This is a genomic window from Bacillus sp. LR--39 (assembly GCF_053613335.1).
This window is the reverse complement of record NZ_JBSIOT010000004.1, coordinates 138,893-155,147: the sequence shown is the minus strand read 5'-3', so window position 1 is coordinate 155,147 and position 16,255 is coordinate 138,893. Positions and strand designations below refer to the sequence as shown.

Here is a 16,255-nt window from a genome sequence, read left to right as displayed (position 1 = left end):
TCCCATCCCTTATTCATGTGCTAAATAATATTTCCGTTCCGGCCTGCCGATAATGCCGTACTCTAATTCAGCGAGCGCTTCTTCCCGAGAAACGAGAAACTCGGCGTAGCGCCGCGCCGTTGTTCTGGAGGCGCCCATTTTTTCGCCCAGTTCTTCAGCCGTCATCCCTTTTTGGGCTGCCCTGAGCGCGTTTTTGATTTTTTGAAGTGTAATCGAATTAATCCCGGTCGGCAGATCATTGAGCTGTTTTTGTTCTTTCTGACCGCTTCCGAAAAACATGTCGATAACGGACTGGCTCAGCTCCGGCTGTGAGTGCAGCCATTCTCTTTTTTCCCGGTACTGCAAAAGCACTTCTGTAAATTTATGTGCCGACACCGGCTTTATGACATAGTGGGAAACGCCTGATCTGAGCGCTTCCTGCAGCAGTCTTGTTTCGGCAGAAGCCGTAATAATGATGATATCAACGGAAGGAAAACGGCCGCGGATGAGGGGAAGCAGATCTGTCCCCAGCTCATCCGGCATATAAATATCCAAAAGCAGCAGATCAGGCTGCCGTTTCTCAAGCAGCGATATGGTGTCTTTGGCATTGATTGCTTTGCCGATGACATTGAATCCATCAAGATGTTCGATAAATTTTTCGTGAATTTGCGCTATTCGAAAGTCGTCCTCTGCAATCGCGATGTTAATCACACCGATTCCCCCTTTGGCCTTTCTTTCGGTATAAACACCGTAAATACGGCACCGCCGCTCTTTTGCTGCGAAATCTCTATCGATCCCTGCAATTCACTGACGGCTTCTTTCAGATTGGCTAAGCCGTATCCTCTCCTCGTCCCCTTTGAAGAGTAGCCCTTTTCAAATATCGTTTCTGTTTTTTCCTGAGGCACGCCGTCTCCTGAATCCGCCACTTCGATGACGATATCCCTGCCGATATCGGTCATAAAAAAGGCGACCTCTTTTTTCTCTTTTTCGGCGACGGCTTCGAAAGCGTTATCAATAAGATTTCCGATGATCGTAATGAGCTGGGATGAACCCACATGCTCCGGCAGCGATTCTAAAAAGCTGTTTTCATCTATTGAAAGCTTTACTTTCTTCTCAGACGCCTTTCCCATTTTTCCTAATAGTATGGCCTGAACCCGCTGTGAATGAATGTTTTGAAAGAGGATTTCGTGCTGTTCATTCTGGATGGCGTACTCTTCTTTTATCAGTTCAATGGCTTCATTATATTCTCCCAGCTCTAACAGACCGAGGATCGCGTAAAGCTTATTCGAGAATTCATGCGTTTGCGCCCGGAGATCCTCCGAGTATTTTTTCATTTCAGTCAGCTTGTTAATCAGTTTCTTGAGCTCCGTTTTTTCGCGGAAGCTGATCACCGCTCCGTATACTTGCCCGGTCTGCTTCATTTCTTTCACGTTTAAGATAAATACTTTATCTCCGGCACGCACCTCCACGTTCGGCGGTAATTCTCCCCCTGCCAACACCGGCATGAAATTTGCGCCCGGCATGATTTCTTTTATATGCCTTCCGATCATCGGTTCCGGCAGATTCAGCATATCAGCCGCAGACAAATTCATCATGGTTACCGCGCCTGCTTTGTTTACGGCGATAATCCCTTCTTTCATCGCAAGGAGCATCGCATTGCGCTCTCTGTACAGCGCTGCAATTTCATGCGGTTCAAGGCCGAGTGTATCTTTACGGATGCTTTTTGCGAGCGCCGCCGCTCCCCCGATGCCGATAAGAAACACCAAACATGCAAAATAGCCTAAATGCCGCAGATGCGCTTTCATATCTTTTTCTATCTCATCTTGTAGAAACTCGACTGTCACCGTTCCGACGACTTCGTTATGATTTTTTTCCTCCAGAATAACCGGGGCGCTTCCCCGGACGGCCTTCATTCCGTCGGAAACCGGAGACCCGCCGAACATGACGGTTTTGTTTTGCAGATTTTGATTTTCTTTCGGAATACTGCTTCGGGCCGAATGAAATGCAACATGCCCTTTTTGATCAGTGATGTAGACGGCGTGCGCGCCTGCCTGTTCTTTCATTTGTTCAATGACGTCTAACTTTGTAAAAGCCTCTTGATCCGCAAGCCGGAACGCCTCTTTTACGGGAGGCATATATGAAATGGTTTTTGCGGTTTGCACCGCCAGCTGTTCAGCCTGCTTCTGCCCTTCCTTTAATTGCTGAAAGGCAAATATAACCGTGAGCGTTCCGATAACAAGTATTAATAAAGCCGTAATTAATCCGGCGATTTTCATTTGCAGAGAGACATAAAACCGCTTCGCTTCCAACACAGCACCAGCCGTCCTTTCCTCCTAAAATCATACCATTTTTCAAATCTTTATTTCTCATTTTTGAGAATTTTCGTGATCTTTTTCTCTTGCGGCTTACCAAAAAGGTGATGATAGGTATATATTTACTTTTACACAATTGATATAACACATAAAAAAGACTGACCGAAGTCAGTCTGCAATCTATCAGGAAATTGTAACTCCCGCGCTTGCATATCCCGCCACTGTATTAATAAGCGAAAGGCCTGTCGCAGTGGCGGAGAATACCATTAACAGCCGGGTTTGAGGAGTTACCGCAATGTTCAGCCCTGTCGTGATTCCGTTGCTGATGCTGCCGATTGACAATACGCCGGTGAGGGGAGGAGCTAAAGTGACGGATGCTCCGGGGATCGGGGTGAACGTATTGTTCGGCACAGTAGAACTGTATAGTTGTGCGGTTATCGTAACAGTCGAGCCGACAAGCGACAGTGCTGCGGTTGTACTGAAATAGGCGGCAATTGATGTAATGGTTCCGCTTCTCGGAGCAGAAAAAGCAAAGTTCAGCAGAGTTCCTCCAGCCCCGGTAAGATCAATTGCGCCTCCCCCTCCGACATTGACGCCCGTCACAGAATTGCCGAACCCGACAAGGCTCACCGTTCCGATTAATCCGCCGGCAATGGTCGTCACGGCAGTGGGAAGACCTGAAGCATAAGGAATGATCGCGCCTGCTCCGGTGATTCCAGTGGCTCCGGTGATCCCAGTTGCGCCTGTTACTCCGGTGGCGCCTGTTACTCCGGTTACTCCGGTTACCCCGGTTGCACCTGTTACTCCGGTTAATCCGGTAGCGCCTGTTACCCCGGTGGCTCCCGTTATCCCAGTTGCTCCGGTTGCGCCTGTTACTCCGGTGGCTCCCGTTATCCCAGTTGCTCCGGTGGCTCCCGTTACTCCGGTAGATCCCGTTATCCCAGTTGCTCCGGTAGCGCCTGTTCCCCCGGTTGCTCCCGTTATCCCAGTTGCTCCGGTTGCTCCCGTTACTCCGGTAGATCCAGTATCTCCGGTGGCTCCGGTCAAGCCTGTTACTCCAGTAGCTCCGGTGGCTCCGGTGAGCCCGGTAGATCCCGTTACTCCTGTTGCACCAGTACTTCCTGTTGCGCCTGTTACTCCGGTTGTTCCCGTTCCCCCAGTTGCACCGGTGGCTCCCGTTATTCCGGTCGCTCCTGTTACTCCCGTTACCCCGGTTGCTCCTGTTGATCCCGTTACTCCAGTGACTCCGGTTGCGCCTGTTATTCCTGTCGCTCCGGTATCCCCGGTGACTCCCGTTATCCCTGTTGCTCCTGTAACTCCGGTTGCGCCTGTTACTCCGGTTGCGCCTGTTACTCCAGTGTCCCCGGTGGCGCCGGTAATCCCGGTGGCGCCGGTTGCGCCGGTTACCCCGGTGGCTCCCGTTATTCCTGTCGTTCCTGTTACTCCCGTTACCCCGGTTGCTCCTGTTATTCCTGTCGCTCCAGTATCCCCGGTTGCTCCTGTTACTCCGGTGGCTCCCGTTATCCCAGTTGCTCCCGTTACTCCCGTGGCGCCGATTTCTCCCGTCGCTCCGGTTACTCCAGTGGCGCCGGTGAGCCCGGTGGCTCCCGTTATCCCAGTTGCTCCCGTTATTCCGGTCGATCCGGTTACTCCAGTGGCGCCGGTGAGCCCGGTGGCTCCCGTTATCCCAGTGGCGCCGGTTGCTCCGGTTACTCCAGTAGCTCCCGTTATTCCGGTCGCTCCAGTATCCCCGGTTACTCCAGTTACTCCGGTCGATCCGGTTACTCCAGTATCTCCGGTTACACCGGTTGCTCCGGTTGCTCCTGTTACCCCAGTTGCCCCCGTTACTCCGGTTGCCCCGGTTACTCCAGTGGCTCCCGTTACTCCGGTTACTCCCGTTGCTCCCGTTACCCCGGTTGCTCCAGTTACTCCTGTTGCACCAGTACTTCCCGTTGCGCCGGTTACTCCGGTTGTTCCCGTTACCCCAGTTTCACCTGTTACTCCGGTCGCTCCGGTTACTCCAGTTTCACCGGTGAGCCCGGTTGCTCCCGTTATCCCAGTTGCGCCTGTTACTCCGGTTGCTCCCGTTACTCCGGTTGCTCCCGTTACTCCGGTGGCACCTGTTACTCCAGTAGCGCCGGGATCTCCGGTGGCTCCAGTCGTGCCCGTTATTCCAGTCACTCCCGTTACCCCGGTGGCGCCGGTTGCTCCGGTCGAGCCTGTTGCTCCCGTTACTCCCGTGGCGCCGGTGGCTCCAGTCGCGCCGGGATCTCCAGTGACGCCGGTTACCCCAGTCGCTCCGGTATTCCCAGTCGAGCCCGTAGCTCCGGTGAATCCCGTTGCTCCGGTAAACCCCGTTGCTCCAGTGAATCCCGTTGCTCCAGTCAGCCCTGTTGCTCCAGTCAGCCCCGTTGCTCCGGTAAACCCCGTTGCTCCGGTGAATCCTCTTACATGAAAATGATTTGGATGACAGCATGGACACCATCTTTCATGGCAGCAAGAGTTTTCGCAACAGAATCCTTCACAGCAATGTGCCCGATTTTGATAACTGCGCCTTTGATATCTTCTTTTATGTTGAAAATGACAGCAACAATCATTGCAATTCCGGCAGTCGCAATCCCAAGAGTCGTATCTGTTATACCAAGTATCTCCTTTTCTCATTACACCACCTCTATTTTCATAATATTTCCACGAAGAAAAAAGGTGTGGCAAAACCCCACTTCTATTGGGCGATTTTTTAAATGTTCGTTAAGACTGCATCATGCACAGCATTTTACAGAAAAAAGACCTAACTGTGCATAAGTCAGGTCTTTCACCTTTAAAATATCAGTCTGCTATTGTCATTAGGTTGTCGGGAAACGAATGCTGTTAAAATCGATATTGAGAGCTGACGCTGCTGTTATATTATTTGCAGTTGTGAAAACAACTCTCAACTGGTACGTATTTGTTCCTGCGGTCGGCGCTGTATCCACTGTTGTATCAGCAATCGAAAAACTATCCGTAGCTGCGGTAGTATTAGTTCGCGACAGAGTTCTTGTATGAATTTGCACTGCTCCCCTATATAATCTCACTTCAAAAACAAAGTTTGAATTCGCTGCAGTTGTTAGCGCGACACTGAGTGCATAATCAAGCTTTACATTCTGCAAAGCGTTAACCGGGATTGCCAGCGTAGCAATGGGAACCTCTGTATTTAACGGCGGATAAACAGTGAGCGGCCCGTTAGTTCTTGTGAAGAGCAAGGTTGGTGTACTGCCTGTGGCGCCCGTTACTCCAGTTACTCCAGTTACTCCAGTTGCTCCAGTTGCTCCAGTTGCTCCAGTCACACCCGTTGGACCGGTTGGGCCTGTTACTCCCGTTGCTCCAGTTAGTCCTGTTACACCAGTTATTCCCGTTACACCAGTTGGACCAGTTGCTCCGGTTGAACCTGTTACCCCTGTTGCGCCAGTCGCTCCGGTTATCCCCGTTGCCCCAGTCACTCCAGTTGCACCTGTTGATCCCGTTACTCCGGTTGCGCCGGTTGAACCTGTTGCTCCCGTTACTCCTGTGGCTCCTGGTTCTCCCGTTGCTCCAGTTGGTCCTGTTACACCAGTTATTCCCGTTACACCAGTTGGACCAGTTGCTCCGGTTGAACCTGTTACCCCTGTTGCGCCAGTCGCTCCGGTTATCCCCGTTGCCCCAGTCACTCCAGTTGCACCTGTTGATCCCGTTACTCCGGTTGCGCCGGTTGAACCTGTTGCTCCCGTTACTCCTGTGGCTCCTGGTTCTCCCGTTGCTCCAGTTGGTCCTGTTACACCAGTTATTCCCGTTACACCAGTTGGACCAGTTGCTCCGGTTGAACCTGTTACTCCGGTTGCGCCGGTTTCTCCTGTTGCTCCTGTTGGACCCGTGATTCCGGTTGGGCCAGTTTCTCCAGTCGCCCCAGTTACTCCGGTTGGTCCCGTTTCTCCGGTTGCGCCGATTTCTCCGGTTGAACCTGTTACCCCTGTTGATCCCGTTACACCAGTTGGACCCGTTTCTCCGGTTGCTCCTGTTTCTCCTGTTGGACCCGTGATTCCTGTTGGGCCTGTTATTCCTGTTGCTCCGATTTCTCCTGTTAACCCTGTTACTCCTGTTGGGCCAGTTTCTCCAGTTACACCGGTTGCGCCTGTTTCTCCCGTTGAACCGGTTACACCAGTCGAGCCGGTTGTTCCTGTTACTCCAGTCATTCCGGTTGGACCGGCTTCTCCAGTTACCCCCGTTGCGCCGGTTGAACCGATTTCTCCTGTTGGACCAGTCTCCCCAGTTGACCCGGTTTCTCCTGTCGCCCCAGTTACTCCCGTTGCACCAGTTACACCAGTTGAGCCTGTTACTCCCATTGCCCCGGTTACACCAGTCGAGCCGGTTGAGCCCGTGGTTCCGGTTTCTCCTGTTAGCCCTGTTGCGCCGGTTGGGCCTGTCGAGCCTGTTGCCCCAGTCACTCCAGTCGACCCTGTTGCACCGGTTGAGCCAGTTTCTCCCGTTGTTCCTGTTGAACCGGTTTCTCCTGTCGACCCCGTTGCGCCGGTTATTCCTGTTACACCGGTCTCTCCTATTGCGCCGGTTGGGCCTGTTGCTCCTGCTGGGCCGGTTTCTCCGGTTAAACCGGTTGTGCCTGTCGATCCCGTTGGACCGGTTGTGCCTGTTGCACCAGTCACTCCGGTCGACCCTGTTGATCCTGTTAAGCCCGTTACTCCGGTTGAGCCAGTTGAACCGGTTTCTCCTGTCGCTCCAGTTATTCCAGTTGGACCGGTTACTCCTATTGGCCCTGTTGATCCTGTTGCTCCGGTTGAACCGGTTTCTCCCGTTGCACCGGTTACTCCGGTTGGACCGATTTCTCCAGTTACCCCTGTTGCCCCGGTTGACCCAGTTCCTCCTGTTGGGCCGGTTACACCAGTTGGACCAGTCTCCCCAGTTGAACCGGTTGACCCCGTTTCTCCAGTTGTTCCAGTTGTTCCAGTTGCTCCAGTTGCTCCAGTGGCGCCCGTTGCGCCGGTTGTTCCTGTTGACCCGGTTGCTCCTGTTGGGCCGGTTGAGCCCGTGGTTCCGGTTATTCCTGTTGCTCCTGTTATCCCCGTTGCTCCAGTCACTCCGGTATCCCCGGTTGAGCCTGTCGATCCCGTTGCTCCGGTTATTCCTGTCGACCCGGTTTCTCCGGTTGGACCCGTTACTCCCGTTGCACCAGTTTCTCCTGTTGCTCCTGTTTCTCCTGTTGCTCCTGTTTCTCCTGTTGCTCCTGTTGATCCAGTGGATCCAGTGGATCCGGTTACACCAGTTGGACCAGTCTCCCCAGTTGACCCGGTTGACCCCGTTTCTCCTGTCGATCCGGCTACTCCTGTTGGCCCGGTTTCTCCAGTTGAACCGGTCGCTCCTGTTTCTCCCGTTGGGCCGGTTTCTCCGGTGAACCCCGTTGGTCCAGTCACTCCGGTTGAACCTGTTATTCCGGTCGCTCCTGTTGGACCGATCGGGCCAGTAACCCCTGTGGCTCCCGTTATCCCCGTTGACCCAGTCACTCCAGTTTCTCCTGTTGGGCCGGTTGAGCCCGTAGTTCCGGTTATTCCTGTTGCTCCTGTTATCCCCGTTGCTCCAGTCACTCCGGTATCCCCGGTCGAGCCAGTTTCTCCGGTTGCGCCAGTTACACCAGTTGAGCCCGTGACCCCAGTCGGGCCAGTAACTCCTGTTGCCCCTGTTACTCCGGTCGCTCCTGTTTCTCCTGTTTCTCCTGTTGCACCGGTTTCTCCAGTTAATCCCGTCGCACCAGTTGAGCCGGTCTCTCCTATTGCGCCGATTGGGCCGGTTACACCCGTCGATCCCGTTGCTCCTGTTACTCCTGTTGGGCCTGTCGCTCCTGTTACTCCTGTTACCCCAGTTGCTCCTGTTATTCCAGTTGAACCAGTCACTCCCGATGAACCGGTTACTCCGGTTGCACCAGTTATCCCAGTAGCTCCTGTTACTCCCGTTGAGCCGGTTGCTCCGGTTGGGCCGATTTCTCCTGTTGACCCGGTTGACCCAGATCCTCCTGTTGGGCCGATTGCACCCGTTGCTCCGGTTGCGCCTGTTGGTCCTGCTGGGCCGATTGCCCCAGTCACTCCAGTTGACCCCGTTGCTCCTGTTGATCCTGTTGCCCCAGTTACTCCAGTTGCACCGGTTGATCCTGTTACCCCAGTTGGGCCTGTTGATCCCGTTGCACCAGTTGAGCCGGTTTCTCCTGTCGAGCCGGTTGCACCCGTTGGACCAGTTACACCAGTCGCTCCTGTATCCCCGGTTGGACCGGTTTCTCCTGTTGGACCGTTTTCTCCCGTTGGGCCGGTTGAGCCAGTTACTCCGGTCGCACCAGTTGATCCCGTTTCTCCTGTCGATCCGGTTACTCCGGTTGGGCCGATCGGGCCAGTAACCCCTGTGGCTCCCGTTATCCCCGTTGCCCCAGTCACTCCAGTTGCTCCGGTTACACCAGTTGGACCCGTTACTCCAGTTGGACCGGTCGAGCCGGTTGGACCGGTTGCTCCTGTTGGACCCGTTTCTCCGGTTAAACCGGTTGTGCCTGTCGATCCCGTTGCACCCGTTTCTCCGGTTTCTCCTGTTGGACCGTTTTCTCCCGTTGGGCCGGTTGAGCCAGTTACTCCGGTTGCGCCGGTCGCTCCGATTTCTCCTGTTGATCCAGTTACTCCGGTCGCACCAGTTGATCCCGTTTCTCCTGTCGATCCGGTTACACCAGTTGGACCCGTTTCTCCCGTTGAGCCCGTTTCTCCTGTCGATCCGGCTACTCCTGTTGGGCCGGTTGGACCGGTTACACCTGTTGTTCCAGTCACTCCCGTTGCTCCGGTTGTTCCTGTAATTCCACTGGGGCCCGTTACACCAGTTGGACCGATCTCTCCCATTGGCCCGGTTTCTCCTGTTGAACCAGTTGAACCAGTTGCTCCGGTTGATCCCGTTACACCAGTCGGGCCTGTTACTCCTGTTATTCCGATTGGACCGGTTACACCAGTTGGACCCGTTACTCCGGTTAAACCGATTGTGCCTGTTACTCCCGTCGACCCGGTTACTCCAGTTGTCCCCGTTACACCAGTTGCTCCTGTTACTCCTGTTGCGCCTGTTATTCCTGTTGACCCGCTTACTCCGGTTGGACCGGTCAAGCCGGTTGGGCCGGTTACTCCCGTTGATCCAGTCGACCCGATTGAGCCGGTTATTCCAGTTGGTCCTGTGGCGCCAGTTGGACCGGATGCACCCGTTGATCCTGTGACTCCTGTCGCTCCTGTTATACCAGTTGAGCCGGTTGTACCTGTGGCTCCGGTTGAACCAGTTCCTCCTGTTGGCCCGGTTGCACCCGTTGGACCTGTTGCTCCAGTTGAACCGATTGCTCCTGTCGATCCCGTTGCTCCGGTCGCTCCCGTTATTCCGGTTACCCCAGTCACTCCAGTTGCACCCGTTGGACCTGTGGCGCCAGTTGAACCAGTTGATCCCGTTACACCAGTTGCTCCGGTCGCTCCTCTTGCTCCGGTTACTCCTGTGGGACCTGTAATTCCTGTTACGCCAGGTTCACCCCCGGTTTGCGCCAATGAAACATCGTCTATTAAAACCGTGCCGGTAGAAACTTTACTTAATACAATGACGGCAGAGGCCGCGCCAGAAGGCACACTGCTTGTTTTATAGATTTCAGACCATGTGTGGAAGAGCACGTTCGGCAAATTTCCGGGTGTAATATTTTCTTGAATGGAACTGATTTGTTCACCTGCTGCGCTGACATAGATGATCTGGAGAGTTACTTGGGGACTTGGCTCATTTCCGAGCGTTGCGAGTGATACGAATAGAGTCACTGACTTGGCTGAAATGGGAACGATTTGACTGAGGTAAGCATATGGCTGAGCTCCAATAAATTGCGCAGAATATCTCCCTGAATGTGCAAACAAACTGTTAATCTGGGTATTTGCCGAACTCCACCCCGCTAATGTACCGGTTTCAAAGCTTCCGTTTATAATCGGATTATTCATTCAATCTTTTTCCCTCTCCTTCCCGTTGTTGACCGTCTTACTTATTAAGACAGCATATTAATACGGGCTGTGTTTTGACAACCTAAATAAAAAAGGTGATTTCTTTTCATCACCTTAATCCGATCCTTGAATGGGGAATCCCGTCGCAATGAGGGAGCGGTTTGCCGCTGCGACTTGTGTTACGTAATTCGAAGAAAGGACGGATAAATAGAGCTGGTACGCGGCTGTTTCATCCGCCTTCATTTCGTCAATGTACGTAAAAGGAATTCCTATGATTTGTCCGCCTGAAGAAAAGAGGTTCCGCTCTTGTCTCTGTGTTTGTATAGATACGCCATTTCTTTGCAGATCGACAGCTAAGACCAATGAGAAATGAGACGCGAGCGGATCTAATTCCACGTTTACTTGTATGACGGCATCCGTTTTCACAAATTGATCTGTCGGCGCGGCTATCACTGCGCTTAACACGTTTATCGGTGTTCCTTCTAACGGAATCATCATCTGGTCTGCTGTATTTTGAAAAGCTACCGCAGGAACCGCTCCCGGCGGACCCTCAGGCCCCGGGGGACCGGGCGGACCCGCCTCCCCTTGCGGACCGCGAGAGCCGGCGGGTCCTCTTTTGCCTTCGGGACCTCGCAGCCCGGGTACGCACAAGGCAGATCGATTTTCATCTGAAGACGGAAACCGTTTTTCCGTCCCTGTTTCCGGTCTTTCATGTTCACATGGTAATTGTTCATACCGGCGTTTCATATGTCTGCTCATATATTTGTAAGGTTTCTGTTTCAATATCATGTATTGATTACGGCCGCTGCTCATATTATCACCCCGGCCATATTCTATTCGCACTGGAGTCATCATGTGTAGGCCCTTCCCCTTCCTTACAGAAATAAAAAAAGGCAGACCTGAGTCTGCCTTTTTCTTCTACCATAATCCTAATACTTTCCACCATAATCCGCCGATCACAAGCCATGTCACAATATGGACGATTGACAGGATAAAGCCGATGGACCACCATTTGCTTTGCGATATATAGCCCGCTCCGAAAAAGACCGGAGCCGCTCCTGAGCCGTAATGCGTCGTTGAACCGAAAAGGTTGCTGAAAAACGCCAAGCTGAGCGCCGCCAACAGAGGCGGAGCGCCTGCCGCCACGATGACGGCGAGAAATGCCGCATACATGGCGCTGATATGCGCGGTTGCGCTCGCAAAGAAGTAATGCGTGTAATAATACACGACAATCAGAATCATAAATGCCACAATCCATGAAAAACCGGAAACAGAAGATTTCATCATATTGCTGAACCAAGACACCATACCGAGCTCATTCAGGAAATTCGCCAGCATCACAAGCGCCGCGAACCAAGTCAGCGTATCCCATGCACCTTGTTCCTTTTTGATGTCCTCCCATGTTAATACCTGTGACAAAAGCAAAACGGATAATCCGATCAGGGCCGTCGTCGTTGCGTCAATATTTAAGCTTCCTCCGAAAATCCACAGCGCAAGCACCAATAAAAAGACGATGACCATGGAGAGTTCGGATTTTTTAAACGGACCCATTTCTTTCAATTTTTCCGTTGCGATTTTAGCCGCATCCGGTGTTTCTTTAATTTCCGGCGGATACAGCTTATAAATGACGAGCGGCGTAATGATTAAGCTCGCCAATCCCGGTACAATGGCCGCGATTGCCCAGCTTGTCCATGTGATGTCCACCCCTGCGACATCGTGGGCCAGCTTGGCGATCAGCGGGTTCGCCGCCATTGCCGTCAAAAACATCGCAGACGTAATCAAGTTTCCTTGAAAACCGGTTTTTAATAAGAAAGCGCCGATTTTCCGCTCTGTTCCGTCTGCCGGCGTTGATCCGAAAGTTTCGGATAATGATCTGATAATAGGAAAAATAATGCCGCCCGCCCGTGCCGTGTTGCTCGGAATGGCAGGTGATAAAATTAAATCACTGAAAAGCAGTGAATAAGAAAGGCCGAGTGTTTTCTTCCCGAACCGTTGTACGAATACGTAAGAAATCCTGGCGCCGAGCCCGGTTTTGATAAATCCCCGGGAAATAAAAAAGGCGATGACAATCAGCCAGATTGTCTTGTTTCCAAATCCGCTTAACGTATTTTCAATAGATAGCGTTCCCGTTAACGCGGTGACTGCCAATGCAAAAATTGCAATTGCGCCCATTGGCAAGGGCTTGGAGATAAAGCCGATAATTGTTGCGACAAAAATAGCGAACAAATGCCATGCTTTAGGTTCAAGTCCGGACGGCGCGGGAATAAACCAAATGATTAATCCCACAGCAACGGTAATAAGCAAAGGAATAATTTTTACCGCCTGCTGTTTTTTTGCGTCTTTTTCTGAAGCCATTACAGGTCTCCTCCTATTTTGTTGTCTTCCATCCCCTATCCCATTTTACTACTTAACTAAGTTAATAAACGTTTTTGTTAATTAAAAAACACAAAGGAATATTTTCCTTTGTGCTTCTTGTTTATTATTTTAATATGCCCGACCCGGCTTTAGATATAACATCTGATTTTACATTTGATGATGAGCCGATGGAACCGTGCAATGACGGTGTCCAGCCGACGGACTGACTTAATCCGTTGGCGGCTGACGCGTTAATGGCGGCGCCGTTTAAAAGAGTGCCGTCTTCATGAAGCGCTTTTCCGCCGCTGAAGACGCTGATGACTTTATCAGCAGCCAGTCCCGGCACTTCAAAAACATTATTCTGGGCATATATTTTCGACGCGTGGCCCGCGCCCCACGCATAGCTGAACGGGTATGCGGCGCTTTTAGAGCCTGCGTAAAAATTATTATAAATATGAACCTGCCCGTACCGGACCCGCGGCGCGCGCTGGACGATGTTCTGGTAATAGTTATGGTGAAGGGTCACCTTCAGTTTTCCCTCATCCGACGTCTTGCTGTCGCTGTTTCCGATGACGGAGCCTTTGTCATGGTCATGATATTTATTATAGGACAATGTAATATAATTCGCCCCGTTGGCTATATCCGTCTGGCCGTCATGGTGCTGATATTTTCTCCCGTAATAGTAGGGAAAACCGCTGTCGGGATTCGATCCGTCATTAAAGGTGCAATGATCGATCCAGATGTGCGTCGCGCCGTTAATGGTGATATTGTCATATTCCGAGTTCCAGTTGCCGCTGCTGCCGTCCGTCGGGTCCCATTGCGGAAAATAGTCGTAAGCGTCTTGAAATTCAATGTTGCGGATGATGACATTGTCGACGCCGTTCTTTATATTAAAACTTCCTCCTGTCACTTTGGCATTTGAACCCGAGCCGATGATCGTCGTATTTGAAGGAATGTCAACCACGACCCGTGCCTTCTGGTTTTTTTGCGATCGCTGTCTGGCGTCTTCCTGGGTGCCTGACGGCGCTTTTTTCCCCCATTTGTCCGGGTCGTACGCCTTTAGATAAGCATTGAGATCATATGCCGGATCTTTATAATCATTAAAGCCGAGTGTTTTATTGCGGTCGTCCGTATTCATATTGATTGTGCCTTGTATGTAAATAATCTTCGGCGTGCTGTTGGCGCTTCCCCCTAATGCGGAAACGAGCTGCTGTCTGTTTGATACGGTGTATACATTCGATGAAGAGGCTTTCGCGCCGCCGGTTGTCCCGCCGGAAGCGGCTCCCCAGCCGTCATTTGTTCCTAACGTCTGCCGCCCCAGATCAGCGGCATAGACGTCCGCAGGGATCATACATAAACAAACCGCCAGCATAAATAACATTTTTTTCATGAATTGTGCTCCTCCTGATTCTTTGTTCCAATTTATTACAATCGAATTGTATCAAATCAGTTGAGAAACAGCACCGAAAATGTACAGAATGTGCCTTTCGGTTTTATTGCGGAAACCGCAAAAAAATCCCAAGGGACCGAAAACCCCTTGGGATCTGTTCAGCTTACGCCCATGATTTCACTTTTTCATTATCCGTGACAAACAGAAGAACTTTTCCTTCATCTAAGCGCTTTTCAAATTGTGACGCTTCCTCTTCTGAAAAGCCGATTTCGTGAATTTTGTTGCGGAGCTCGTCGCCTTTTTTATTAAACATATTGCCGACCGCGTGTTTAATGCCCGTTTCTTTCGCTCCGATGGTATTGACATCAGTATTATCGGCCAGGCGGTCCGTTCTGTCGTCATCATGTGAAAGCACATACACGTCCTCTTTTGCAACACCCAGCTGCTGAAGCTCTTTTACGTCCTGCATCAGTTTTTGATCATTTGTATATTCTCTTACTACCGGTTTCATTGATAAGTCCTCCCTTTTGTTTTTGTATATTTGATGTTTACCCGCTCAATCAAGGATCAAACAAAAGAAAGAGAGTTCCGTGAAAAAACGGGCAGGTTGTCGGTGGATATTTTCTTGCGGGACATGTTACAGTAGAGGAAGCTACATTTATCAGAAAAATAAAAATCTTCATGAGCCGATTAAGCAGGGAGGTGGTTCCTATTCATTACTTTTCACCGGAACAGCGATTTAACGCTTGGGTTGTCAGTGATTTAGTGAAGCAGGTATTCCGCCGGCATACCCGCTGCCCGGATGGAATAAAAGAGCTTACGGCCTTTGCTGAAGATACTTTTCATATTAATATCGATTTCGTTTTCTCTATCATTATCAATATCGGTGATATCGAATCCGTTCTGCCGAAAGAAATTGAAAATAGGCTGGGTTCTTATCTGACCGCGCTTCAGCCCGTTGTTACCGCTGACATGCTTCATTCTTCAAAAACGAATGCCTATGAATATTTGGAACATGAGAAAAACACCGATGTGTACCGGTTATTCTATTAAATATGCATATAAGGAAAGAAGGGCCCTGGGCCCTTCTTTTTTATGGCCGCTGACGGTTTGATTTTGTAATCGGGAAATGGTTCGTGTTACATTTGGAACAACCACTTATCTTGAAGGAGGATTCAGTATGCCGAATAATCAGCAGCAAATTCAATTGGCAAGACGCCCCAAAGGCGTTCCCGCCCATGACGATTTCCGCTTTGAAACGATTGCCGTTCCCGAACCGAAAGACGGCGAAGTGCTTGTGAAAACGAGTTATGTGTCCGTTGATCCGTACATGCGCGGACGGATGCAGGATACAAAATCATATGTAGAGCCGTTCGCTTTAGATGAAGCCATAACAGGCGGAGTGATTGCCGAGGTTCTCACAGACGGCAATAAGCTGAAAAAAGGCGATATTGTGATCGGGAATCTCGCATGGCAGGAATACTCAGCAGTGAATGAGTCCGCCCTCCGCAAGTTGGATACGGATATCGCACCCGCCCAGGCGTATCTCGGCATTTTAGGGATGACCGGACTGACCGCTTACTTCGGGCTGCTCGATATCGGCCGTCCGAAAAAAGGCGAAACCGTCGTCGTTTCAGGCGCGGCGGGCGCCGTCGGCTCAACAGTCGGACAGATTGCCAAAATCAAAGGCGCACGGGTTGTCGGCATCGCCGGATCTGATGAAAAAATCGCGTATTTGAAAGAGGAGCTTCAATTTGATGAAGCCATTAATTACAAAACGGCGGATGATATTCAAAAAGCGCTGGAACAGGCATGTCCTGACGGCGTCGATGTCTATTTTGACAATGTCGGCGGACCGATTTCAGATGCGGTGATAAACCTGCTGAATGAATTCGCCCGCATTCCGGTATGCGGAGCGATCTCATCGTACAATACCGAACGTGAAGAAGAAGACATGGGCCCCCGCGTCCAGCCGAAGCTGATCAAAACAAAAGCGCTGATGCAGGGATTCATCGTCAGTGATTATGCTGACCGCTTTTCCGAAGGCGCGAAACAATTGGCCGAATGGCTCAAAGACGAAAAGCTCCACTATGAAGAAACGATTACGGAAGGATTCAACAATATTCCTGACGCGTTCCTCGGCCTGTTTAAAGGAGAAAACAAAGGCAAACAGATCATCAAAGTCAGTGATCTAAGTTAACAAGATGATAAAAAAA

General features: G+C 51.2%; 10 protein-coding genes. 2 read left to right on the top strand and 8 right to left on the bottom strand.

The window, feature by feature from the left end:
- Positions 1 to 9 precede the first annotated feature (9 nt).
- The 8 genes from ACWHAR_RS17670 to ACWHAR_RS17635 form a co-directional block, all read right to left on the bottom strand.
- On the bottom strand, positions 10 to 690 hold the full coding sequence (locus tag ACWHAR_RS17670) for a response regulator (protein WP_007610021.1): 681 nt from the start codon (positions 688 to 690) through the stop codon (positions 10 to 12).
- Entirely contained in the window at positions 687 to 2,291 is a 1,605-nt protein-coding gene (locus ACWHAR_RS17665; RefSeq protein WP_032872278.1) for a sensor histidine kinase, read from the bottom strand. Before ACWHAR_RS17665 ends, ACWHAR_RS17670 begins: the two co-directional genes overlap by 4 nt.
- Positions 2,292 to 2,474: 183 nt before the next feature.
- Entirely contained in the window at positions 2,475 to 4,952 is a 2,478-nt protein-coding gene (locus ACWHAR_RS17660) for an exosporium glycoprotein BclB-related protein (protein WP_074534357.1), read from the bottom strand.
- A gap of 182 nt (positions 4,953 to 5,134) precedes the next feature.
- Positions 5,135 to 10,294, bottom strand: coding sequence for an NTTRR-F1 domain (locus tag ACWHAR_RS17655; RefSeq protein ID WP_452087569.1), 5,160 nt, complete (start codon positions 10,292 to 10,294; stop codon positions 5,135 to 5,137).
- A gap of 114 nt (positions 10,295 to 10,408) precedes the next feature.
- Positions 10,409 to 11,107, bottom strand: a complete 699-nt coding sequence (locus tag ACWHAR_RS17650; protein ID WP_032872439.1) for a hypothetical protein — start codon at positions 11,105 to 11,107, stop codon at positions 10,409 to 10,411.
- A gap of 105 nt (positions 11,108 to 11,212) precedes the next feature.
- Entirely contained in the window at positions 11,213 to 12,649 is a 1,437-nt protein-coding gene (locus tag ACWHAR_RS17645; RefSeq protein ID WP_007408966.1) for an anion permease, read from the bottom strand.
- A gap of 124 nt (positions 12,650 to 12,773) precedes the next feature.
- Entirely contained in the window at positions 12,774 to 14,039 is a 1,266-nt protein-coding gene (locus ACWHAR_RS17640; RefSeq protein ID WP_032872442.1) for a pectate lyase family protein, read from the bottom strand.
- A gap of 163 nt (positions 14,040 to 14,202) precedes the next feature.
- Positions 14,203 to 14,550, bottom strand: a complete 348-nt coding sequence (locus ACWHAR_RS17635) for a general stress protein (RefSeq protein ID WP_003155650.1) — start codon at positions 14,548 to 14,550, stop codon at positions 14,203 to 14,205.
- A gap of 191 nt (positions 14,551 to 14,741) precedes the next feature.
- On the opposite strand from ACWHAR_RS17635, the gene ACWHAR_RS17630 reads away from it, so the two are divergent.
- On the top strand, positions 14,742 to 15,092 hold the full coding sequence (locus ACWHAR_RS17630; protein WP_007610002.1) for a DUF3212 family protein: 351 nt from the start codon (positions 14,742 to 14,744) through the stop codon (positions 15,090 to 15,092).
- A 127-nt stretch (positions 15,093 to 15,219) separates the two neighbouring features.
- Positions 15,220 to 16,239, top strand: coding sequence for an NADP-dependent oxidoreductase (locus ACWHAR_RS17625; protein WP_032872444.1), 1,020 nt, complete (start codon positions 15,220 to 15,222; stop codon positions 16,237 to 16,239).
- The last annotated feature ends 16 nt before the right edge of the window (positions 16,240 to 16,255 follow it).